This window comes from Achromobacter sp. Root565 (assembly GCF_001427425.1).
Lineage (GTDB): Bacteria > Pseudomonadota > Gammaproteobacteria > Burkholderiales > Burkholderiaceae_B > Achromobacter > Achromobacter spanius_D.
Genome location: NZ_LMGO01000005.1, coordinates 867,576 through 890,112 on the forward strand (window position 1 = coordinate 867,576; position 22,537 = coordinate 890,112).

At 67.3% G+C, this 22,537-nt stretch carries 17 protein-coding genes; 9 read left to right on the top strand and 8 right to left on the bottom strand.

Annotation, left to right across the window (positions count from 1 at the left end; translation table 11 throughout):
• Window positions 1-6 precede the first annotated feature (6 nt).
• The 4 genes from ASD71_RS28505 to ASD71_RS20635 all read right to left on the bottom strand — a co-directional run bounded on the left by ASD71_RS28505 (window position 7) and on the right by ASD71_RS20635 (window position 2,649).
• Window positions 7-135: a hypothetical protein gene (locus ASD71_RS28505; protein WP_006226408.1), complete on the bottom strand. Its 129-nt coding sequence runs from the start codon at window positions 133-135 to the stop codon at window positions 7-9.
• A gap of 130 nt (window positions 136-265) precedes the next feature.
• On the bottom strand, window positions 266-1,198 hold the full coding sequence (locus ASD71_RS20625) for a sugar kinase (RefSeq protein WP_056568945.1): 933 nt from the start codon (window positions 1,196-1,198) through the stop codon (window positions 266-268).
• Window positions 1,191-1,841, bottom strand: coding sequence for a bifunctional 4-hydroxy-2-oxoglutarate aldolase/2-dehydro-3-deoxy-phosphogluconate aldolase (locus ASD71_RS20630; protein WP_056568947.1), 651 nt, complete (start codon window positions 1,839-1,841; stop codon window positions 1,191-1,193). Before ASD71_RS20630 ends, ASD71_RS20625 begins: the two co-directional genes overlap by 8 nt.
• Window positions 1,842-1,863: 22 nt before the next feature.
• Window positions 1,864-2,649: an IclR family transcriptional regulator gene (locus tag ASD71_RS20635; RefSeq protein WP_056568949.1), complete on the bottom strand. Its 786-nt coding sequence runs from the start codon at window positions 2,647-2,649 to the stop codon at window positions 1,864-1,866.
• Window positions 2,650-2,877: 228 nt separating this feature from the next.
• Between ASD71_RS20635 and uvrA the strand changes: the two genes are divergently transcribed.
• The 6 genes from uvrA to ASD71_RS20665 all read left to right on the top strand — a co-directional run bounded on the left by uvrA (window position 2,878) and on the right by ASD71_RS20665 (window position 14,634).
• Window positions 2,878-8,673 (top strand): excinuclease ABC subunit UvrA, encoded by a 5,796-nt coding sequence (uvrA, locus tag ASD71_RS20640; RefSeq protein WP_056568952.1) that lies wholly within the window; start codon window positions 2,878-2,880, stop codon window positions 8,671-8,673.
• A 6-nt stretch (window positions 8,674-8,679) separates the two neighbouring features.
• Window positions 8,680-9,816: an aminodeoxychorismate synthase component I gene (locus ASD71_RS20645; protein WP_056568954.1), complete on the top strand. Its 1,137-nt coding sequence runs from the start codon at window positions 8,680-8,682 to the stop codon at window positions 9,814-9,816.
• A 106-nt stretch (window positions 9,817-9,922) separates the two neighbouring features.
• The gene (locus ASD71_RS20650; RefSeq protein WP_056568956.1) at window positions 9,923-10,555 is read left to right on the top strand and encodes an aminotransferase class IV family protein; all 633 of its coding nucleotides are present in this window, start codon (window positions 9,923-9,925) and stop codon (window positions 10,553-10,555) included.
• Between the two features lie 92 nt (window positions 10,556-10,647).
• Entirely contained in the window at window positions 10,648-11,163 is a 516-nt protein-coding gene (locus ASD71_RS20655; protein WP_056568959.1) for a sigma-70 family RNA polymerase sigma factor, read from the top strand.
• Window positions 11,160-12,140, top strand: coding sequence for a FecR domain-containing protein (locus tag ASD71_RS20660; RefSeq protein WP_235512266.1), 981 nt, complete (start codon window positions 11,160-11,162; stop codon window positions 12,138-12,140). Before ASD71_RS20655 ends, ASD71_RS20660 begins: the two co-directional genes overlap by 4 nt.
• Window positions 12,141-12,243: 103 nt before the next feature.
• Window positions 12,244-14,634 carry a TonB-dependent receptor gene (locus tag ASD71_RS20665; protein ID WP_082579004.1) on the top strand — a complete coding sequence of 797 codons (2,391 nt, stop codon included), beginning with the start codon at window positions 12,244-12,246 and terminating at the stop codon, window positions 14,632-14,634.
• A 10-nt stretch (window positions 14,635-14,644) separates the two neighbouring features.
• On the opposite strand, the gene ASD71_RS20670 is transcribed toward ASD71_RS20665, so the two are convergent.
• On the bottom strand, window positions 14,645-15,547 hold the full coding sequence (locus ASD71_RS20670; protein WP_056568964.1) for a LysR family transcriptional regulator: 903 nt from the start codon (window positions 15,545-15,547) through the stop codon (window positions 14,645-14,647).
• A gap of 213 nt (window positions 15,548-15,760) precedes the next feature.
• On the opposite strand from ASD71_RS20670, the gene ASD71_RS20675 reads away from it, so the two are divergent.
• Genes ASD71_RS20675 through ASD71_RS20685 form a run of 3 tightly spaced genes read left to right on the top strand, consistent with a single transcriptional unit; the run spans window position 15,761 to window position 17,821 of the window.
• Entirely contained in the window at window positions 15,761-17,020 is a 1,260-nt protein-coding gene (locus ASD71_RS20675) for an aromatic ring-hydroxylating dioxygenase subunit alpha (RefSeq protein ID WP_056568967.1), read from the top strand.
• 1 nt (window position 17,021) lies between these two features.
• On the top strand, window positions 17,022-17,495 hold the full coding sequence (locus tag ASD71_RS20680) for a nuclear transport factor 2 family protein (protein ID WP_056568969.1): 474 nt from the start codon (window positions 17,022-17,024) through the stop codon (window positions 17,493-17,495).
• Between the two features lie 14 nt (window positions 17,496-17,509).
• The gene (locus ASD71_RS20685) at window positions 17,510-17,821 is read left to right on the top strand and encodes a non-heme iron oxygenase ferredoxin subunit (RefSeq protein WP_056568971.1); all 312 of its coding nucleotides are present in this window, start codon (window positions 17,510-17,512) and stop codon (window positions 17,819-17,821) included.
• A gap of 4 nt (window positions 17,822-17,825) precedes the next feature.
• On the opposite strand, the gene ASD71_RS20690 is transcribed toward ASD71_RS20685, so the two are convergent.
• The 3 genes from ASD71_RS20690 to ASD71_RS20700 form a co-directional block, all read right to left on the bottom strand.
• On the bottom strand, window positions 17,826-18,674 hold the full coding sequence (locus tag ASD71_RS20690; protein ID WP_056568974.1) for a ThiF family adenylyltransferase: 849 nt from the start codon (window positions 18,672-18,674) through the stop codon (window positions 17,826-17,828).
• 474 nt (window positions 18,675-19,148) lie between these two features.
• The gene (locus ASD71_RS20695; protein WP_056569527.1) at window positions 19,149-20,573 is read right to left on the bottom strand and encodes an efflux transporter outer membrane subunit; all 1,425 of its coding nucleotides are present in this window, start codon (window positions 20,571-20,573) and stop codon (window positions 19,149-19,151) included.
• 5 nt (window positions 20,574-20,578) lie between these two features.
• Window positions 20,579-22,537, bottom strand: a complete 1,959-nt coding sequence (locus tag ASD71_RS20700) for a MacB family efflux pump subunit (RefSeq protein WP_056568977.1) — start codon at window positions 22,535-22,537, stop codon at window positions 20,579-20,581.

Genomic DNA, 22,537 nt, shown 5'->3' on the forward strand with positions numbered 1-22,537 from the left:
CGTCATTTAGACGCGCTTGATCTTTTCCAGCATCTTGAACACACCCTTGGGCGACTTGACGAACAAGCGCTTGAAAGCCTTGCCCAGGCAACGACGTTCCAGGGTGTTACGACGCACGCGTTTGCGTTCAGCCATGTTGATTTCTCCTGTTGAATTTGCGGAAAGTGGCCCGCACAACCGGAAACCGGACTGGCGGAAAAAATTCGGATAACTTGGCATTTTAGCCTGAAATCCGAATCGGACGCCAATGGGCTGGTTTTGGGGGTCAGGCGGAGGGCTCTTTCAACCGTTCCCACACCTGTTCCGCCCGCGGCAACGGATCGACCGCGCCGTAGCCCAGCGTGGACAACGCCGCCGCCGCGTTGGCATAACGCACGGCGTCTTCCCAGGAATCGCCCTGGCAACGGCGAGCCAGCAGGCTGCCGGCAAAGCAGTCGCCCGCGCCGGTCGCATCCACGGCCTGCACGCGCAACGCCGGCATCGCCGTGCGGCTGCGGCCGTCGTCGATGATGGAGCCGTCCTTGCCCAGCTTCAGCACGACCACGCCCGACGCGCCCCCATCGCGGATCCAGTCCAGCGTGCGCTCGGGATCGTCGTTGCCGGTCAGGTGCTGCATGTCGTCCATGCTGGGCAGAAACACGTCCGCCGCGCGCATGGCCTCGCGCAGGATGGCGCGGGCGCGGTCCACGGGCCACAGGCGCAGCCGCAGGTTGGAGTCCAGGCTGACCTGCGCGCCGGCGGCATGCGCGCGCTCGATGGCGGCGAAGACCGTGTCGCAGGCGGTGGTGCTGATCGCCATGCTGATGCCCGACACGTGCAGGAAACGCGCGCGTTCGATGAGGCCCGCGTCCAGGCTGGCGGGCGTCATCAGGCTGGCGGCCGACCCGCGCCGCAGATAGCTGAAGGCGTGGCCGTCCGGTCCATGCTGCACGAAATACAGGCCGGTGTGCGCATCGTCGTCGGCCTCTACGCCGGACGTGTCGACGCCCTCGGCCTGCCACAGGTCCAGGAACTGCTTGCCGAAGGCGTCGTTGCCGACCCGGGTCAGATACGCGCAGCGCGCGCCCTGGCGGGCCGCCGCGATCACCGCGTTGGAAGTGTCGCCGCCGAATCCCTGCAGGTATTGCCGCTGGCCTTCGTGCGTCTGGTTCAGCTCTATTAGCGGCTCGCCCAGCGCAACGATGTCGAAATCAGCCATGTGCGGCCTCGCGGGTCCGGGTGATCTGCGCCACCAGCGCGGCGGTGTCGCGCGACGCAAAGGCGGCCTTGTCGTAGAGATTGCTGCCGATGCCGACCAGGCCGGCGCCCGCCGCGAAGTAAGTGCCCATGTTTTCCTGCGTGATGCCGCCCGTCGGGCAGAAGATCGTGTCCGGGTACACCGACTTCAGCGCGGCCAGATGCTTTGGGCCGCCGGTGTCTGCCGGGAACACCTTCACCACGTCCACGCCGGCGCGGCGCGCGGCCAGGACCTCGGTCGGGGTGAACGCGCCCAGCATGCACAGCGCGTCGGCGGCGTGGGCCATGTCCACGATATCGTGGGCCAGCGCGGGCGACACCAGGAAGTCCGCACCCGCCACCAGCGCCTCGCGCGCCTGCGACTCGTCCAGCACAGTGCCCACGCCCAGGAGCAGGCTGGCGCCGTGCTTGTCGCGCAGCGCGCGCACGAGGTCGGTGACGTTCGGGATGGTCCAGGTCAGTTCGAGGGTGGTGCAGCCGGCCGACACCGCGACTTCCGCGGCATAGGCCGCGGCAGCCGCGTCGGTATAGCGCAGCACGGGCACGACGCGGGCGGCCAGCAGGGCGGCAAGCTTGGAGGCGGTGGGAGCAGCGGTTGCGGTCATGGATTTCCTCTGGGGCTGACGGTCAGGCGCCGCCGGACGTTACCGGCAGGACGGCGAGTTTGGCTGCGGCGGCGTCGCGCAGCCGCAGCAAGGGGTCGATATAGGCGGACTGCGGATCGCCGCGGCGGCGGAACAGCAAAGTGCTGACGCTGACGCCCGCGACGGGACGCCCTGCCCCGTCGCACAGCGCGACGCCGTAGCAGACGATGCCGGGTTCGTTTTCCTCATTGTCGACAGCGTATCCCTGCTGGGCCGCCACGCCCAGCGCCTCGCGCAGCGCGGGCAGGCTGGTCAACGTGGCGGGCAGCCGGGCCGGCATGGGCAACGCGTGCAGCAGGCGCTCACGCGCCGGTTCGTCCAACGCGGCCAGATAGGCCTTGCCGACGGCGCTGGAATGCAGCGCGACGGACGCCCCCACGCGCGACACCATCCGCACGGGGCCGGGGCTTTCAAGTTTGTCGATGTAGATCATTTCTTGGCCGGCGGGCACGGCCAGGTGGACGGTTTCGCCGGTCTGGTCGCGCAGCGCCTGCAGTTCGGGCGCCAGCGCGGCGCGCAGATCGAACTGGGACCACGCCTTGCTGGCCAGCGACATCAGGCGCGGCCCCAGGCGATACGCGCCGCCCGATTCCATGACCATGCCCTGTTCGGCCAGCGCGGCCAGGATGCGGTAGACGGTGGGACGGGGATAACCGCAGTCACGGGCGAGCACGGCGGCCGTCGGCGGCTGCGGCGCGTCGGCCACGGCCTGAAGCACCGCCATGAATTTTCCGAACGCCGCCGCGCCCGCGACCTTGGATTCCTGCACTCACGTCCCCAAATAAATGCCCACGGCCCAAGCAGATGCGCCGCGCGGCCAGCGCGATTTTCAGACGAATCTGCGATACTGTTTATTTGTACAGCTACCGAGACGCCGATTGTCCATATTATGGACATTCGCCTCACAATATAGTCAATTATTCCATATCGACGCGCCCGGAACCAGCGATGGCTCACCGCGCCGGCATGCTCCCTACGTCAGGCTACGATACCGTCCATGAGCTCCCATATCCGCATCGTTGGCGCCCGCCAGAACAATCTCAAAAACCTGGATCTGACCATCGCCACGGGCGAACTGGTCGTCGTCACCGGTGTTTCGGGGTCCGGCAAAAGTTCGCTGGCCTTCGACACGCTGTACGCCGAGGGACAGCGGCGCTACGTGGAAACCTTCTCGCCCTATGCGCGCCAGTTCCTGGACCGCATGGACAAGCCGCAGGTGGACCGCATCGAAGGCATCCTGCCGGCCATCGCCATCGACCAGACCAACCCGGTGCGCAGCTCGCGCAGCACGGTCGGCACGATGACCGAACTGAACGATCACCTGAAACTGCTGTTCGCGCGCGGCGCCAAGCTGTATTGCCGCGGCTGCGGCAAGCTGGTGCGCCGCGACACGCCGGAATCCGTCTATCACTCGCTGGCCGAGCGCGCCGCCACCGCGGGCGACCCGCGCCTGGTCGTGACGTTCCCGATCGCCGTGCCGGCCAACTTCACCGAAGACGAAGTCCGCGGCTTCCTTGAGCAGCAGGGCTACACCCGCGTGCACGCCGAGGAAACCGCCGTGCCCCGCGCCGCCGCCCCCGCCAAGGGCGCCAAGAAGGCCAAGGCCACGAAGACCGCCAAGGCCGCCACCGAGGAACGCCGCATCCTGCATGTCATCCAGGATCGCTTCCGCTTCGCCGGCACCGAGCGCGAACGCATCATGGAAGCGCTGGACACCGCGCTGCGCATGGGCGCCGGCCACATCGCCGTCTATGCCGTGGACGCCGACGGCGGCAACGCGCACATCTGGAAGTACAGCGACCGGCTGCACTGCGCCGATTGCGACATCGAATACACCGACCCCCTGCCCAGCAGCTTCTCGTTCAATTCCCCGCTGGGCGCCTGCGAAGCCTGCCGCGGCTTCGGCCGTGTGATCGGCATCGACTTCGGCCTGGTCATTCCTGACGAGAAAAAGACCCTGCTCGAAGGCGCCATCAAGCCGTGGACCACGCCGTCCTACAAGGAATGCCAGGACGACCTGCAAAAGTACGCCCCGCGCGCAGGCGTGCCGCTGGGTGTGCCCTGGAAGGACATGAGCGACGAGCACAAGCGCTGGGTGCTGTACGGCACGCCCGACTGGAAGGGCGGCAACGACGCCTGGAAGCATCAGTGGTACGGCGTGCAGCGCTTCTTCGACTGGCTGGAAACCAAGGCCTACAAGATGCACGTGCGCGTGCTGCTGTCCAAGTACCGCAGCTACACGCCCTGCCCCACCTGCAACGGCGCGCGCCTGAAGCCCGATGCCCTGCTCTGGCGCCTGGGCAACAAGGACGAAGCCGATGCCGTGCTGCCGCCGGAAGACGGCCGCTACAAGCGCTTCATGCCCGTCGGCACCACCTGGAGCCGCGAACAGCTCAATGGCCTGGACGGGCTGTGCCTGCATGACGTGATGCTGCTGCCGATCGAACGCGTTCGTAAATTCTTCGACACGCTGTCGTTCTCGGGCGCGCTGGACGCCGCCACCGACCTGCTCATGACCGAAGTGCGCGCGCGCCTGAAGTTTCTGTGCGACGTGGGCCTGGGCTACCTGACGCTGGACCGCCAGAGCCGCACGCTGTCGGGCGGCGAGGTCCAGCGGATCAACCTGACCACGGCACTGGGCACCTCGCTGGTGAACACGCTGTTCGTGCTGGACGAGCCCTCCATCGGCCTGCACCCGCGCGACATGCACCGCGTCGTCGAGGTCATGCACCGCCTGCGCAACGCCGGCAATACGCTGGTGGTCGTGGAACATGATCCGCAGGTCATGGTGGCCGCGGACCGCATCATCGACATCGGCCCCGGTCCCGGCGAACGGGGCGGCCGCATCGTCTTCGACGGCACGCCGGCGCAACTGCGCGCCGCCCCCTCGCTGACGGGCGACTATCTCGGCGGCCGCCTGCGCGTGGAAGCGCCGCGCCCGATGCCGGTGGCGGCCAACACGCCGCGCCTGCTGCTTGAAGGCGTCAACGCGCACAACCTGAAGAACGTCTCGGTCGAGCTGCCACTGGGCCGCCTGGTCTGCGTGACCGGCGTGTCCGGTTCCGGCAAATCCACACTCGTGCAGGACGTGCTGTACCCCGCGCTGCTCAAGCAGAAGGGCAAGCCGTCGGAAGCGCCGGGCGCCTTCGACCGTCTGCTCGGCGCCGAGCAGATCGCCGACGTCGTCATGGTGGACCAGACCCCCATCGGCAAAACCGCGCGCTCCAATCCGGCCAGCTACGTGGGCGCGTTCGACGCCATCCGCAAGCTGTTTGCCCAGGCCCCGCTGGCGCGCGAACGCGCCTACACGGCCGGCACGTTCAGCTTCAACGGCGGCGACGGCCGCTGCCCGACCTGCGGCGGCACCGGCTTCGAACACGTCGAAATGCAGTTCCTGTCCGACGTGTACCTGCGCTGCCCCGATTGCGACGGCAAGCGCTTCCGCCCCGAAGTCCTGGAAGTGCGCGTCGAGCACCTGGGCAAGAGCGCCTCGATCGACGAGGTGCTGGAAATGACCGTCAGCGAGGCGCTGGACTTCTTCAAGGGCCTGCGCGACGTGCAGACCGGTCTTGCGCCGCTGGCCGACGTGGGCCTGGAATACGTGCGGCTGGGGCAACCCGTGCCGACCCTGTCGGGCGGCGAGGCGCAGCGACTGAAGCTGGCCGGCCACCTGGCCGAGGCCGCGCGCAGTGGCATCTCCACCGCCAAGGTCGCCAAGAAGGGCAGCCTGTTCCTGTTCGACGAACCCACCACCGGCCTGCACTTTGACGACGTCGCGCGCCTGATGCGCGCGTTCCGCAAGCTGCTGGCCGCCGGCCACACGCTGCTCGTCATCGAACACAACCTGGACGTCATCCGCGCGGCGGACTGGCTGATCGACCTGGGTCCGGAAGGCGGCGACGCCGGCGGCCTGGTCCTCGGCACGGGCACGCCGCAGGACTTGATGGACAACCCCAAATCGCACACGGGCGCCGCGCTGCGCGACTACGAAGTCAGCATCCTGCCGGCCGACGTCGTGGCGGGCGGTGTGGCCGACGTGGTGGTCAGCAGCGACGCGGACGCGCAGGAGGCCGAGCAGGCCGGCCTGACCGCGCGCATCGCCGAACCGCAGGCCGAGTACGGCGCGGGCGTGGGCACGCCGCTGCAATCCTTGGTGCGCGAACGCCGCCAGGGCAGCATGGCCATCGAAATCCGCAACGCGCGCGAACACAACCTGAAGAACATCAGTGTCGAGATCCCGCACGACAAGTTCACCGTCATCACGGGCGTGTCGGGCTCGGGCAAGTCCACGCTGGCCTTCGACATCCTGTTCAACGAGGGCCAGCGCCGCTATCTGGAGTCGCTGAACGCCTATGCGCGCGCCATCGTGCAGCCGGCCGGCAAGCCGGACGTGGACGCCATCTTCGGCATCCCGCCCACCGTGGCAATCGAACAGCGCACCAGCCGCGGCGGCCGCAAGTCCACCGTGGCCACGATGACGGAAATCCACCATTTCCTGCGGCTGCTGTACGTGAAGCTGGGCACGCAATACTGCCCGGCCTGCAACGTCGCGGTCGAACCTCAGAACACGGACCAGATCGTGGCGCGCCTGTTGCGCGAGCACAAGGGCGAGCACATCGGTCTGCTGGCGCCGCTGGTCACCGCGCGCAAGGGCTATTACACGGATCTGGCCAAGTGGGCCGGCTCCAAGGGCCATTCCCATCTGCGCGTGGACGGCGAATTCATTCCCGTGGCGCCGTGGCCGCGCCTGGACCGCTACAAGGAACACACCATCGAACTGCCGGTGGCGGACGTTGTGGTCGACCCGGCCAACGAGGCCGACCTGCGCGCCGCCGTCAAGAGTGCGCTGGAAAACGGCCAGGGCGTGATGTCGGTCGTCTGGCCGGTCAACAAGCTGCACGAGGCGCTGAACAGCGAACTGCAGCAGCAGCATTTCTCGGTCAAGCGCGCGTGCCCGTCCTGCGGCACCAGCTTCCCCGAACCCGATCCGCGCCTGTTCTCGTACAACTCCAAGCACGGCTGGTGCACGGGCTGCTACGGCACGGGCCTGCAATTGCAGGGCTTCGACGAAGAGCAGACCGGCGAAGAAACCGCCTGGAACGCGTGGTACGAAGGCGAGGCCAAGACCTGCACGCAGTGCGACGGCCAGCGGCTGAACCGCGTGGCGCGCGCCGTGCGCTGGCGCGACAAGTCGATTGCCGAACTGGCGTCGCTTCCGGTGTCGGACGCGCACACCTTCTTTACCGGACTGGTGGCGCGCGGCCGCGAAGGCGAGATCGCCCGCGACATCCTGGCCGAGATCCGCGGCCGCCTGAACTTCATGCAGGAAGTGGGCCTGAACTACCTGGCGCTGGACCGCGCCGCGCCCACGCTGTCGGGCGGCGAGGCGCAGCGCATCCGCCTGGCCGCGCAGTTGGGCTCCAACCTGCAGGGCGTCTGCTACGTGCTGGACGAACCCACCATCGGCTTGCATCCGCGCGACAACCGCATCCTGCTGGACGCGCTAGCGCGGCTGGAAGGCAACGGCAACACGTTGGTGGTGGTCGAGCACGACGACGACACCATCCGCCGCGCCTCGCACGTCATCGACATCGGGCCGGGCGCGGGCATCCGGGGCGGCCGCGTGGTGGCGCAAGGCACCGTGCAGGACGTGATCGACGCGCCCGAATCCGTGACCGGCCGCTACCTGAAGACGCCGCTTGCGCATCCGCTGCAAGGCCGCCGTCCGGTCGAGGCCGACACGCCCATGATCGAGATCCGCGGCGCGCGCCTGCACAATCTGCGCAGCGTTGACGCGCGCATCCCGGTGGGCCGCCTGAGCGTGGTGACCGGGGTGTCGGGGTCGGGCAAGTCGACGCTGGCGCGCGAAGTGCTGCTGGACAACCTGACGCAGGCCGTCTCGCAAGGCAAGGCGCCGGGCTGGGCGGGCTGCGAAAGCATCACGGGCTGGGAAGCCATCGACCGCGTGCTGGAAGTCGACCAGACGCCCATCGGCAAGACGCCGCGCTCGTGCCCGGCGACCTACGTGGGCTTCTGGGACGACGTGCGCAAGCAGTTCGCCGACACCCGCGAGGCCCGCATGCGCGGCTGGACGGCGGCGCGCTTCTCGTTCAATACCGGCGATGGCCGCTGCCCGATCTGCGAAGGCCAGGGCATGCGCACCATCGAAATGAACTTCCTGCCCGACGTGAAGGTGCCGTGCGACGCCTGCAACGGCGCGCGCTTCAACAACGACACGCTCAGCGTGCAGATGCGCGGCAAGAACGCCGGCGAGCTGCTGTCCATGGAAGTGGACGACGCCATCGGCTACTTTGCCGCCCATCCCAAGATCCATCGTCCGCTTCAACTGATGCAGGACGTGGGGCTGGGTTATCTGACGCTGGGCCAGCCGTCGCCGACGCTGTCGGGCGGCGAGGCGCAGCGCATCAAGCTGGTGACCGAGCTGTCCAAGGCGCGTCTGACCGACGGCCTGATCAAAACCGGCCGCGCCTCGCGCATCCCGCACACGCTGTACGTGCTGGACGAGCCGACGGTGGGCCTGTCGATGGCCGACGTCGAAAAGCTGATCCATGTGCTGCACCGGCTGGTCGAAGCGGGCAACACGGTGGTGGTGATCGAACACAACCTGGACGTCATCGCCGAAGCCGACTGGCTGCTGGACCTGGGCCCCGAAGGCGGCACGGGCGGCGGGCAACTGGTGGGCGAAGGGTCGCCCGAGCACGTGATGACGCTGGCCGATCATTCCCACACTGGCCGGGTCCTGACGGAGTTCCTTGCGCAACAACAGCCGTAACGCACCATGGATTGCCGTTTTGAAGACCGGCTTGCCGGACGCGCGCTGCGCCTCAGCGGGTTCCGCGCCCGCATCGAGGCACGCGCCGCCGCCGAGGTAGGCCCGGCGCTGGAAGCCATCGAGGCCGCGCGGCGCGACGGCCGCTGGAGTGCCCTGCTGCTGGATTACGAGCTGGGTGAATGGCTGTTGCCCGAAGCCACCCGGCCCGCGCCGGCCGGCCCGTGGACGCCGCCGCGCGACGACGGGCGTCCCCGCCTGACCGCGCTGGTGTTTGACCACAAGATCGACGAAGCGCCGTGGGACGCGCCGGCCGCCGATGCCCCCGCCGCGTCCATCAGCCTGCCCGCACCGCGCATGACCGAGCCCGCCTATGTGCGCCAGATCGACGCCATACGCGGCCTGATCCGGGACGGCGAGCTGTATCAGGTCAATTTCACGCAGCCGCTCGACGTCGGCTTCCAGGGCGATCCGGCCACGCTGTACCGCCGCATCGCGGCGCGCAACCCGGTCGCCCACGCCGCCTACATCCAGGACGGCGAGCGCACGGTGCTGTCGTTTTCGCCCGAGCTGTTCGTGCGGCGCGACGGAGCCAGGCTGACGACCCGGCCCATGAAAGGCACCGCGCCGCGCCATGCCGATCCGGCCGAGGACGAACGCCTGGGCCAGGAGCTGCTGGCCAGCGACAAGAACCGCGCCGAAAACCTGATGATCGTGGACCTGCTGCGCAACGACCTCGGGCGGCTGGCCGAGCCCGGTTCGGTCAAGGTGGACGCGCTGTTCTCGCTGGAACGCTATCCCACGGTCTGGACGATGACGTCCACCGTGTCGGCCACGGCGCCACACGCCACGCTGTCGGACGTGCTGCACGCGCTCTTTCCCTGCGGATCGATCACCGGCGCACCGAAAGTCGCAGCCATGCGCCGCATCCGCCAAATGGAAACCGCCCCGCGCGGCCTGTATTGCGGCAGCATCGGCTGGCTGGCCCCGGATGGCGACTTTTCGTTGAATGTCGCGATCCGAACCCTCGTCCTGGACCAGCACGGCCACGGCGTCTACAGCGTCGGCGGCGGCATCGTTTACGATTCGGACCCCGCAGGCGAATGGCAGGAATGCCACTGGAAGGCCCGCATCCTGCGCGCCTGACGGCGCAAACCTCACGGCCGGTAGTAGCATAGAGCGCGGCGCGCCCTGGGCGGCCCCGCCTAGGCCGCGCACCTAGGCGGCCCCCGCCTTATTCCAGGAGAGTCCCATGCAACCCGAATTGATCGAGACCATCCTGGTTGAAGCCTCCGGCAACGTGCCCCTGCTGGCGCGCCACCTTCACCGCCTCGAAGCGTCGTGCAAGGCGCTGGGATACGTCTGGGGCGGCCGCGACGTCGAGGGCGACATCCTCGTCGCCGTCATGTCCCTGAGCTCTGCCGGCCCGCATCGCCTGCGCCTCCTGGTTGCCCGCGACGGCAGCCGCCACATCCAGACCGCCGTCCTGCCGTCCCTGCCCGCGCACCAGGAAGTCATGCTGGCGCCCGAGGCGCTGCGCTCTTCCGAACCGCTGCTGCGCTACAAGACTACGCACCGCCCCTGGTACACCAAGACGATCGAATGGCTGCCCTCGCACCCGCACATCTTCGATCTGCTGTATCTGAACGAGCGCGGCGAACTCTGTGAAGGCAGCCGCAGCAACGTCTATCTGCGCATGGGCGACGTCTGGTACACCCCGCCCGTGGACAGCGGCTGCCTGCCCGGCGTGCAGCGCGCGCAACTGCTCATCGACGGCAAGACGAAGGAACGCGTCCTGACGCTGGCCGACCTGCATGCCGCCGACGAGATCCGATTGTCGAACGCGCTGCGCGGGTGGTTCACCGTGACGTTCCGCGACACCTGACAGCCGCTCGGGGCGAACGCGCATTGCAAAAGCCGCGCCGCTGAAGAATAATTGCGACTGATTCTTATTGGCATCATGTCAGCGGCTTCATCGTGTCTTCCACCCGCCCCGGGGCGCCCGCCTGCATCGAATCCCTGTATTGCGACCACCACGGCTGGCTGCAGGAATGGTTGCGGCGCCGCCTGGGCAACACCTTCGACGCCGCCGACATCGCGCACGACACGTTCGTGCGCCTGTTCCGCAACCAGGAACCCATCCGCGAACCGCGCGCGTTCCTGACCACCATTGCCCGCGGCCTGGTCATCAACCATTGGCGGCGGCAGGATCTGGAACGCGCCTACCGCGACACGCTGGCCACCGTCGCCGACACCCTGCATCCGTCGCCTGAGGACCGCGCCCTGCTGATGGATGCGCTGTCCGAACTGGACGCATTGCTGAACCAGCTCAACCCCAAGGCCCGCACGGCCTTTCTGCTGGCGCACCTGGAAGGCCTGGGCTACGTCGAGATCGCCGCGCGCCTGGCAGTGTCCGAACGCATGGTCAAGAAGTACATGGCGCAGGCGATGCTGCACTGCCTGACGTCCAGCATGGCGGCCGCCGCGCCATGACGCCCGCCGCCAGCGCGCCCAGCTTCAAGGTGCTGCAAGAGGCCGCCGAGTGGTTTGCCGTGCTGCGCGCCCCCGCAGTGCCGTCCGGCGAGCGCCAGCGCTGGCGCCAATGGCACGACGCCGATCCTTCGCACCAGATTGCCTGGCGGCGCGTGGAGGCGATCAGCGGCAAGTTCGACGACCTGCCGGGCGTGGACAAGCCCACCGCGCACCGCATGCTGGACGCCGCGGCGGCCAAACGCACGCAGCGCCGCAGCGCCCTGAAGATGCTGACGCTGCTCTGCGGCACCGGGCTGGGCGCGTGGGCCGCCACCCAAAGCACCCCGTGGCGCGCGTGGACGGCGGCCCATCACACCAGCGTGGGCGAGCGCCGCCAGATCCAGTTGGCCGACGGCGGCACCCTCTGGCTCAACACCGGCAGCGCGGTCGACGTGGACTACGGCCCGCAGTTGCGCCGCGTGGTGCTGGTGGCCGGAGAGATCCTGGTCAGCACCGCGCCGGACACGCAGTCCCCCGCGCGGCCCTTCGTCGTGGACACCGCCGAGGCGCGGCTGCGCGCGATCGGCACGCGCTACGCGGTCTACCAGGACGACGACGCCAGCCGGGTCGCCGTCTTCGAGGGTGCCGTGGAAGTGCGCCCCAAAGCCGCCGGCGCGCCCACCCTGATCGTGCACGCCGGCCAGCAATCCCGCGTCACCCGGGCGGCCGCCGCGCCGCCCGAGCCCGCCGAACCCGCGCGCGAATCCTGGTCGCGCGGCCTGCTGATCGCCGAGAACATGCGTCTGGCGGACTTCATCGCCGAACTGTCCCGCCACCGGCGCGGCTATCTGGCCTGTGCGCCGGAGGTGGCCGACCTGCGCATCGTGGGCGCCTATGCGCTGCCGGACACGGACCGGGTGCTGAGCGCGCTGGCCGCCACGCTGCCCGTGCGCATCCAGGCACCCATGCCGTGGTGGGTGACGGTGGTGCCGCGCTGAGACCACACGGCGCAAAAAAATTCAGGACCGAGGTTCCCTTTTCGGATGCCACGTTTGGCATACGGGGTGAAGACCCTCTTCTTTCCCCCACGAAAGGCTTTCCATGCACTCCTCGTCCCTTACCCGCCGCACCGCGCTGTCGCTGGCGATTTCCGCGGCCCTCCTGGGCATTGCTGTCTCCACGACCTCGCCCGTGCACGCGCAGCCCGCGCCGGCCGCCTCAGCCAGCCGCGACTTCGACATCGCGCCCGGCGCGTTGAGCCGCGTCGTCACCCAGTTCGCGGCGCAGGCCGGCATCCAGGTGTCCGTCGACGCCGCCATGACCGCCGGCCGCGACAGCCCCGGCCTGCGCGGCCGTCATTCCGTGGCGAGCGGCTTCGGCGCCCTGTTGGCCGGCACCGGCCTTGAGGCGGTCCACCGGGGCGGCGGCGAGTACACCCTGCGCCCCAGCCCCGCAGCGCCGGGGGTGGTGACGCTGCCCGGCGTCACGGTGACCGGCTCCACCAACGCCGCCCTGCAGCAGGACGGCTTGGCCAGCGACGGCTACCGCGCCTCGCTCGTGCAGTCGGTCGGCGCCCTGGGCGGCATGGATCTGCAGCGCGCGCCCTTCGCCATCAACGTCGTGCCCCGTGAACTGCTGCAGAACGTGCAGGCCCAGTCGCCCGACGACGTCTACAAGATCAGCCCGTCCGCCATGACGCAGACGCCCCAGATCAGCGGCTGGGCGCCCATGGTGAAGATTCGCGGGTTCAACAGCTACGACCGCGCCGAAGAGGGCCTGCGCCGCTCCTTCGGCTTTGCGGCATCCATCGAAGACAAGGAACGGGTCGAGATCCTGAGCGGGCTGTCGGGCTTCCTGTTCGGCGCGGCCTCGCCCGGCGGGATGGTTAACTACGTCTACAAGCGCCCCACGCAGGAGCGTCTGAACAGCGTCACGGTCGGCAACTACGGCGGCGGCCAGTATTACGTGCACGGCGACTTCGGCGGTCCGGTCGACAGCAATGGCAAGGTCGGCTACCGCGTCAACCTGGTGCGCCAGGACGGCGACACCGCCGTCGACGACCAGAAGATCGACCGCAGCCTGGCCAGCGCCGCGCTCGACTTCAACATCACCGACCGCTTCAAGCTGGAGCTGGGCGCCTCCTACGGCGACTACAAGATGGACGCGCCCAACTCCTACTGGTTCTTCCGCGACGGCGTATCCCGCCCCACACTGGACACGAAGAAGAACTGGAGCCAGCCCTGGATCCGCGATGAAACCGAAACGCGCAAGTGGATGGCCCGGGCCACGTATGAAGCCAGCGACCACCTGACGCTGCGCGTGGCCCACCTGCGCGAATACCAGGACCGGCCGGTGCAGTACCACACGATGAATTCGGTTCGGTCCGCGGGCGAATACTTCCAGCTACGCCAGAAGGTCGGGCCCACGCGCACGGAATCCGAGGCATGGCAGGCGCTGGCCGACATCTCGTTCGCCACGGGCCCGGTTGATCACAAGATCACCATGGGGTACTACGGCTACACCGACCGGCAATGGCAGAACACGTGGTTCCCCAGCACCGGCTACCAGGGCCCGTACAGCCTGGATTCGCCCACGCACGTGCCGGAACCGGACTGGGCCACGACGCCGGCCAAGTCGATGTACTTCTCCAGCCGCATCCGCAACGACAACTTCATGATCGGCGACCTGGTGCGCTTCAACGATCAATGGTCCGCGCTGGTCGGCATCAACCGCAGCACCATCCAGACCACCGACCGCAACGCCGACGGCAGTCTCAGCCAGCCCGACTATGACCGCGGCAGGAACTCGCCCAACGCGTCGCTGATCTTCACGCCCGTGCCGTGGATGACGGCCTATGCGACCTACATCGAAGGTCTGGAACAAGGCGGCGTGGCGCCCGAAGACGCCGCGAATGCGCTGCAGGTCATGGCGCCCATGCGCAGCAAGCAGAAGGAATTGGGCCTGAAGGCCGAGGTCGGCGGCGTGCTGGTGAGCGGCGCGCTGTTCGACATCGAAAAGGCCTACGAATACACCAACGATTCCAATGTCTACGGCCAGGACGGCGTGCAGCGCCACCGCGGCGCGGAGGTGTCGGCCATCGGGAAGGTGACGCCGGCATGGACGGTCGTGGGCGGCGCCACGTGGCTGCATGCCCGCGTCGAAGGCGGCGCCAACGATGGCAAGGATCCCTTGAACGTGCCGAAGTTCATGGCCAAGCTCTACTCCGAATACGCCCTGCCCTTCGCGCCCGGCCTCAGCGTCACGGGCGGCGTCTACCACGTCGGCAAGCAGTGGTCCTCTGCCACCAACGTCAGCCGCCTGCCGTCCTACACCACGTTCGACGTCGGCCTGCGCTATGCGGCCCAGGTCTCGGGCCGGCCGCTGACGCTGCGCCTGAACGTGAACAACGTCACCGGCCGCGACTATTGGCTCAACAGCTATTACCTCGGCAGTCCGCGCAGCGTCGCGCTGTCTGCGCAGATGCAGTTCTGAAGGCGCGGACTCAATCCGCGAACACGTCCACCACCACCTGCCGGAGCCACTGGTTGGCGGCTTCGCGGTGGTTGCGGGCGTGCCAGAACACGTTGATGACGGACTCTGGAATCTTCACCGGACAGGGCGCGGCGGCCAGGCCAAAGGGGCCGCACGCGCAGTCGGCAAAGCGCTGCGGCACCACCGCGATCATGTCGGTGGCCTGCAGCACCGGCCCCACCGCCATGAAGTGCGGCACCGTCAGCCGCAGCCGGCGGCGGATGCCCGCGCGCGCGATCACCTCGTCCACCACGCCGTGGCCCGTGCCTTCGGACACGATCGCCACATGTTCGGCCGCGCGAAACTGCCTGGCCGACACGCCCGAACGCGCCAGCGGATGGTCCTGCCGGAAGATGCACACATAGGGCTGGCGAAACAGCCGGCGCTGAAAGAACCCGCCTTTCAATCCCGGCAGAAAGCCCATGGCCAGATCCATTCGGCCCCGTTCCATCTCGTCACGCACGTCGATCGACGTCGTGCGCACCGTGCGGATGGTCACGCCCGGCGCGACCTGATCCAGCGCCCGCATCAGGCGCGGCAGGAAGTAGGTCTCGCCCACGTCGTTCACGCCGATCACAAACGCGCGCTCGCTGCGCGCCGGATCGAACGCCACGCGCGCGTTCAGCGTGCCTTGCAGCGCGGCAAGCGCATCGGCAATCGGCTGGGCCAGGCTCTCGGCATACGGCGTCGGCACCATGCCGCGCGAGGTCCGCAGGAACAATTCGTCGCCCAGCAGCTTGCGCAGCCGGCTCAGCGCATTGCTGACGCCCGGCTGCGAAATCCCCAGGCTTTCCGCCGCCGCCGACACCCGGCCATGCTTGTGCAAATCATTGAAGACGACGAGCAGATTCAGATCCACGTCTTTCAGGTTCATGCGGCTGTCTCCACCAATATTGATTCTGGTGATTTATGTAATAAGCCAGATTCTATTTATTAATTTCGTGCCCTGCCCGAAGATGCGAAAAAAACCGCCTGCGCCAATGCCGCGCTAGGCGCTGCCCGGCCGCCACGCGGCCAGCTGAAAATGGAGACAAATCATGCGCGTCCGCACGCATTGCATCGCCTCGTCCTGTAGCAGGGGCCGTCCATGAACGCCCCCGAACACCCCATCCAATTCGTCCCGCCCTGGCAAGGCGACGGTTCCCATCGCATTCCGTTCGGCGTCTACACCGACGCCGCGCTGCACCAGCGGGAACTGGAGCGCTTCTTCTACCGCGGTCATTGGAGTTACGTGGGCCTCACGGCCGAAATCCCGAATCCCGGCGACTTCAAGCGCACGGTCGTGGGCGAGCGGTCCGTCATCCTGCTGCGCGACAACGATGGTGAAGTGCGCGTCGTGGAAAACGTCTGCGCCCATCGCGGCGTGCAATTCTGCCGCGAACGCGCCGGCAACCGCACCGAGTTCGTCTGTCCGTACCACCAGTGGAACTACGACCTGCAGGGCAACCTGATCGGCGTGCCCTTCCGCCGCGGCGTCAAGCAGGACGGCAAGATCAACGGCGGCATGCCGCCCGACTTCAAGCCCGAGGAACATGGCCTGACGAAGCTGGCGGTCGCCTGCCGCAACGGCGTGGTCTTCGCGTCCTTTGACCATGACGTCGAGCCGCTGGCAGACTACCTGGGGCCCGACATCGCGCATTACTTCGACCGCGTCTTCGACGGCCGCGAACTGGTGATCCACGGCTACAGCCGCCAGCGCATTCCGGGCAACTGGAAGCTGATGCAGGAGAACATCAAGGACCCCTATCACCCGGGCCTCCTGCACACCTGGTTCGTCACCTTCGGGTTATGGCGCGCGGACAACCGGTCCGAACTGAAGATGGACCGCCACTTCCGCCACGCCGCCATGATCTCCACGCGCGGCCAGGGCGGCAAAAGCACCGTCACCAGCGGCGTGTCCAGCTTCAAGGAGCAGATGTCGCTGAACGACGACCGCTTCCTGGACATCGTGCAGGAACCCTGGTGGAACGGCCCCACCGCCGTACTCATGACCCTGTTCCCCAGCGTCATCATCCAGCAGCAGGTGAACTCGCTGTCCACCCGCCACATCCAGCCGGTCGGCCACGATGCCTTCGACTTCGTCTGGACCCATTTCGGCTTCGCCGACGACACCCCCGAAATGACCCAGCGCCGCCTGCGCCAGGCCAACCTCTTCGGCCCCGCCGGCTTCGTGTCGGCCGACGACGGCGAAGTGATCGAATTCTCGCAGTCCGGCTTCGAACAAAAGCCCTGGCACCGCAGCGTCGCCGAACTGGGCGGCAAGACCGCCGAAAACACCGATCACATGGTCACCGAAACGCTGATACGCGGCATGTACGCGTACTGGCGCCGCGTGATGGAGGCGTGACATGCTGGACTTTCCGCTCTACTACCAGCTCACCCGCCTGTACTCCGACTACGCCGCCGCGCTGGACGCCGGCGAATGGGAAAAGTGGCCAGACTTCTTCATCGAGGACTGCGTCTACAAGGTGCTGCCGCGCGAAAACTACGAACGCGGCTTTCCGCTGGCGACCATGGCGTTCGAGAGCCGCGGCATGCTGAAGGACCGCATCTACGGCGCCACCGAAACCATCTTCCACGACCCCTACTACCAGCGCCACGTCGTCGGCGCCCCACGCGTGCTGCTGGTGCAGGACGGCCGCATCGAATCCGAGGCCAACTACGCCATCTTCCGCACCAAGCCCAGCCAGCTCACCACCGTGTTCAACGTGGGCCGCTATCTGGACGTCATCCGACAGACGCCCGACGGCCTGAAATTCGAATCGCGGCTATGCATTTTCGACAGCGAGCTGATACCGAACTCGCTGATCTATCCCATCTGACCAGGAGACGAATCATGAGTGTGCAATGGATCAAGGCCATCGGACGCGATGAAGTCCCCGAAGAGGACGTCATCGCCGTCGAGGCGGGCGGAAAGGAAATCGCGCTATACGGCGTCGACGGCGAGGTCTACGCGACCGACAACCTCTGTACGCACGGCAATGCCAGACTGTGCGACGGCTTCCTGACCGGCCACGAAATCGAATGCCCGCTGCACCAGGGCCGCTTCGACGTGCGCGACGGCCGCGCGCTGTGCTCGCCGCTGCGGGAAAACATCGCGACGTATCCCGTGCGGATTGAGGACGGCGTGGTGTTTGTGGCGATTTAAGGGGTCACACCGCCAGCCGCAAAGCCTCGTTCGCCGCCGCCATGCCCATGGCGGCGGTCACGGTAACCACCGACCCATAACCCGCGCACGACAGGCCCTGCGGCGCGAGGTTCAGACCCGACGCGCCCATATCATCTTCACCTTCACGAGGCTTGGTCCACGCATCCGGCAAAATCGCCGGCTGGTCGAACCACAACGCATGCACGCCCATCTTCGGCACCCGCTTGAGCGCCTTGCCGTTCTTGTCGGACGCCCGCGGAAACCCATGCTCGCGCCGCAACTTGTTGCGCAGCTTGGACAGCAGCGCATCATTGACCGCCCCCGACAAATCACCCGCCCGCAACGCCAACGGATCCGTTTTCCCGCCCGCACCGCCGCACAGCAGCATCGGCACCCCAAGCGCCCGCGCATGCAAAATCATCGCAATCTTCGCGGCCGCCTGATCCGTGCAATCGATGATGACCGTATAAGGCCCCGGCAGCACCTCGCCCACGTTTTCCGGCGACACAAAGTCGTCCACCCGGGTGATGCGGCATTCCGGATTGATCGCCAACACCCGCTCGGCCATCGCGTCGACCTTGGATTGCCCAAGCGTCGAACTCAACGCATGGATCTGCCGATTGACGTTGGATTCGGCAATGTGATCCAGATCGATCAGCGTCAACGCCCCCACCCCGCAACGAGCAAGCGCCTCCACGGTCCACGAGCCGACGCCGCCCAGGCCGGCAACGGCAACATGGGCATTACGGATGCGCGAGGGCGCTTCGGGACCATAGAGGCGCGACAGCGCGCCAAAACGACGGTCGAGATCGGCGGGTTCAGGAATGAGTTCGGGCGAGTTCATGGACCGCATTTTATGGCAGCGGCCGCCAACCCACCCTCCCCATTCCTGCAGTCAAGGTGACAAGGTGTCTGACACCCTGCAAAGACTGCCGTCATACCAAGGATGTGCCCCAAGGGTGTCAGACACCGGAAGCAGCGGCGGCCAACCGGGCGCGGGCCCCGCAAAATGCTTCAAAGCCGCGCAAGCCCAGGCAAGAACCTTAAGAACTCACCCCGCCCCAGCGCCCGCCAAGCTGAAACCACCCGAGCCCGGCGTGGCGGCGGCCTGGGGTGCGCGGGGCGTGTAGATGCGCCCGAGGGAATCTGAAGGAAGCGCCGAAGGCGCTGACGAAGATGACGAAGGGGACGTCCGGAGCGAAGGCTCCGGACCGCAATCGTAGCCCCGCGCGCCCCAGGCCGACGACGCGCCGGGCGTCAAAAGAACCAAGATCGATGCCTGCACCCGGCTGCCGACGCAAAACGACGCGCCGGACTGCTGCAAACCTCACATCCGCAGCCCATCCCCATCAACAGCCACCACATCATCCCCCCCCAACGCCTGATAAACCGTCACCTGATTCACCAACCGGTTCAACATGTTTTCATCGCTGGCCACCTCAGCCACCCGGCGCTTTTCCTGCGCATCCAGCCAATCCCGCAACGGCACCGCCCCCGCGCGATACCGTACTTCGTACAGCCGCTCAGCCTCCCGAGCCGCCCGCAAAGACAGATCCAGCTGCTCCGCCCGAACCCCCAACTGCGTCCGGTTCGACAACGCATTCTCCACATCCGCCATCGCCTGATACAGCGCCTGCCGGAACGTCACCACCCGCTCCTCGAAATCCGTCTTCGAAATCCGGATATTGAGCTGCATCTGATTCCACTGCAGGAACGGCAGCGTCAACCCCGCCCCCAACGTCCCTATCGGATTCTTCAGCACATCCGACAACGTCGGGCTCGAAGTGCCCAACGCCCCCGTCAACGTCACCGGCGGATAAAAGCTCGCCCGCGTCGCATCCACGGTAGCCAGCGACTCCCGCAACCGGATCTCAGCCGCACGCAGATCCGGACGCCGCCCCAGCAACTCCGCTGGCACACCCGCCCGCGCCTCCGGCAACGCACTCGACGGCAACCGCATCGGATCCGCCGTAATGCGATCCGGCGGCCCATCGAACAGAATCGTCAACGCATTGATGTATTCCACGCGCTGCTGCACCAGCAACGCATGCGCCGCCTGCTGGCTCGCCACCGTCTGCTCTGCCTCCGCCAGCTCCAGCGCCGACGCTCCGCCCGCCGCATACTGCGCCCGCACCAGATCCTGCGTGCGCCGCGCGTAGGCGATGCTCTCCTCGCTGCTAGCGATGCGTTGGTTGATGAACGCCGTCTGCCAGTACAACGTCGCCGTCGTCCCCACCAGCGACAGCGCCGCGCTCTGGCGGTCCTGCTCCGTCGCCAGCGCCTCCCACTGCGCCGCATCCCGCTGGCGCGCCAGCTTGCCCCACAGGTCCACCTGATAGCTCACCGTCAGCTCGGCCGAATTGGCCCGCGTGATCGAACGATCCCCATACAGATTGCGCACCCGCGACACGTTCGCGTCCCCGCCGAATTGCGGCATCAGTTGATCGTCCGCCAGACCCGCCTGATACTGCGCTCGCCGCACGCGGATCGCCGCCGCGGCCAGATCGTTATTGCGCGCAAGCGCCGTCTCCACCAGCCCGTTCAGCACCGGATCATCGAAATTGCGCCACCAGTCGCCACCGTCAGCCAGCGAAGCCTGCGCGCCCGCATCGGCGCCCGCCCCCGCATAAGTCCAGGACCCCGGCACACTCACCGCCGGCCGCTCGTAATCCGTACGCAGCAGACCGCACCCGCCCAGCGCCAATACCAGCACCACGCCCAGCGGTTTGCACAAAAGAGAAACTGCTTTCATCTTCCTCATTCCCGGGCCAACGCCTCGACGGGATCCAGGCGCGCCGCGTTGCGCGCCGGCAGATAGCCAAAAATCACACCGATCAGCGTCGAGCACGTAAATGCCGCCACCATCGATGTCGTGGAATAGATCATCTGGAACGAGCCGCCCGTCGCCCTGCTGACCAGCACGCCCAAGCCCAGCGACAACAGGATGCCCACCGCCCCGCCGATCAGGCACACCAGCACCGCCTCGATCAGGAACTGCTGCATGATGTCGCTGCGCCGCGCGCCCACCGCCATCCGCACCCCGATCTCGCGCGTGCGCTCGGTCACCGACACCAGCATGATGTTCATCACCCCGATGCCGCCCACCATCAGCGAAATCAGCGCGATCAGCGACACCAGCAGCGTCATCGTTGCCGTCGTGCGCTCGATCGTCTTGCGCACCGCATCCGTGTTGAACACGAAAAAGTCCTTCACCACATGCCGGCGCGTCAGCACCCGCACGATGGCCTGCTCCGCCGCGGCCGGCGGCGTCGCGTCGTTCACGCGCACCGTGATGCTCTTCAGGTGCTGCTGCCCCAGCACCCGCGACAGCGCCGTCGTGTAAGGAATCCACACGTTCAGCGAATCATTGCTGCCAAACACCGTGTCCTTCTTCTGCGTCACCCCGATCACGCGCGCCGGCATCGATCCCAGGAAAATCACCTGCCCGATGGGCTCCGTGTGCGACCCGAACAGCGCACGCCGCGTGCCCTCGTCGATCACCACTTCCTGCGCGCGGCGCGCCACGCTCGTCTCGTCAAAGAACTTGCCCTCGGCCAGCTTGATCGCACGCACCCGGAAGTATTGATCGCCCACGCCCTGGATCGACCCATTCACCGACACATTGCGATAGCGCAGCGTATTGCTCGTGCCCACTTCCGGTGTCACGCTGTCCACATAGGACTCGCGCGCCAGCGCCTCCGCGTCGGCCGCCACCAGCGTGCGGATGTTCACCGCCTTCTCGTCGCCGAAATCCTTGCCCGGGAAGACCTCCACCGTGTTCGTGCCGATCGCGCTGATGTCTTCCAGGATCTTGCGCCGCGAGCCCTCGCCCAGCGCCACCACCGACACCACCGCCGCAATGCCGATGATGATGCCCAGCATCGTCAGCGACGTACGCAGGCGGTGCGCGTTCATCGCCAGCAACGCCATGCGCAGCGCCTCGCCGCAGCGGTCAAGATAGGCCTGCCAGGCCGGCCGCTGGGCCATCGCCGGCGCCTCGTCCAGCGCCGTCTGATGGCGGGGCGCCTCCGGATTGCGCTTGTCCGCGACGATCTCGCCGTCGCTGATCTCGATAATGCGCTGCGCGTGGCGCGCCACATTCATATCGTGCGTGACGATGATGATCGTGTGCCCGGCCGCATTCAGCTCTTCCAGGATGCGCAGCACTTCCTGGCCCGTATGCGTGTCCAGCGCGCCGGTGGGTTCGTCGGCCAGGATGATGTCCCCGCCGTTCATCAGCGCGCGCGCGATACTCACGCGCTGCTGCTGACCCCCAGAAAGCTGACCGGGCCGATGTTCGGACCGATCGGCCAGGCCCAGCCGCGCCAGCAAGGCCGAGGCCCGCTCCAGCCGCGCCTCGCGGCGCTTGCCCGCGTAGACCGCCGGCACCTCCACGTTGCCCTGCGCGCTCAGGTCCGCCAGCAGGTGATAGCGCTGGAAGATGAACCCGAAGTGCTCCCGGCGCAGCTCCGCCAGCTCGTCGGGATCCAGCTCCCCCGTGCTGCGGCCATCGACCCTGTAGTCGCCGCGCGTGGGCCGGTCCAGGCAGCCCAGGATGTTCATCAACGTCGACTTGCCCGAGCCGGACGCCCCCACGATGGCGACCATCTCGCCCGCTTCGATCGTGAGATTGACGTCCTTCAGGACCGCAATCGTCTGGTCGCCCGCCGGAAACTCGCGGCGCACGCCCGACAAGGAAATGAGCGGACCGCTCAT